Origin of the sequence: Alloscardovia theropitheci (assembly GCF_004332295.1) — a bacterium.
GTDB classification, from domain to species: domain Bacteria; phylum Actinomycetota; class Actinomycetes; order Actinomycetales; family Bifidobacteriaceae; genus Alloscardovia; species Alloscardovia theropitheci.
Window position 1 is genome coordinate 1 of sequence record NZ_RXLP01000022.1, and the last position, 1,143, is coordinate 1,143.

At 45.5% G+C, this 1,143-nt stretch carries 1 protein-coding gene; it reads left to right on the forward strand.

Annotation, left to right across the window (positions count from 1 at the left end; genetic code table 11):
* Window positions 1-1,143: Cna B-type domain-containing protein (locus EJ419_RS05605; RefSeq protein WP_131284490.1), on the forward strand; the 1,143-nt coding region annotated here is incomplete at both ends.

A 1,143-nucleotide genomic window follows, 5' to 3' on the forward strand; every position in this document is an offset into this window, starting at 1 on the left:
GTATCAAGATGGGCAAAATGGGTATATCTGGCAGAGTGCGTCGGGTCAGGCTAACGGATATAACTATACGTTAGTAGTGAAGAAAACAGATGAAACCTCTACCCCACTCAAGGGTGCCTCGTTCCAGATTACGAGGGATCGAAGCGGTCAAATCATTGACACAGTCACCACGAACGATCAGGGTGAGGCAACTGTTACCGGTTTGCTTATGGATGATTACACGATTAGTGAGACCAAAGCACCAGCCGGGTATGATTTTATCGACCCTGTTCATGTTCATGCTGACCAGTTCGATAATACTGCCAAGACTGCGGTTCTTACTGTTCAGGATAAGACGTTAACCACTCAATTGGATGTGGATAAAACATGGGATGATCATGATAACCAGGATGGTATCCGCCCGGATCATGTGAGTGTTCAGTTGTATGCTAATGATCAGCCATCGGGTTCTCCTGTCACGTTGAACGCAGCTAATAATTGGCATCACGCGTTTGTGAATCTTCCTGTCATGAAAAACGGTAAGAGGATTACGTACACGGTCAAAGAAGTCAATGTTCCTGAAGGCTATACGCCAAGTATGAGTATGTCTCAAGCACGTTGTGATTGCGGGTACACGATTACCAATACGCACACACCAGAAGTGACTCGCATCCAGGGTGTGAAAACATGGGATGATCATGATAACCAGGATGGTATCCGCCCGGACAATATTAGCGTCAATCTGTTCGCTGACGGGGTGAAGATTAAGACAACCCATGCACGTAAGGATACGGGATGGGTGTATTCGTTTAATAATCTTCCTGTCTACAAGAATGGCAAGAAGATTACCTATACGATTAGTGAAACCCCGGTAGAGGGTTATACCAGCACAACAACCGGGTTTAATCTGACGAATAAGCATACTCCAGCATCTACGAGTGTGCGAGTGGTTAAGAAGTGGGATGACAAGGATAATCAGGATAAGATTCGTCCGAACAGTATTCAGGTACAGCTCATGGCTAACAATGAACCATCCGGTTCTTCTGTGACTTTGAGTAAGGATACTGACTGGGAGTATACATTCACAAATCTTCCTGTTTACAAGGCGGGGAAGAAAATCGTGTACACGGTCACGGAAACCTCTACCGTGACAGGATATACGAT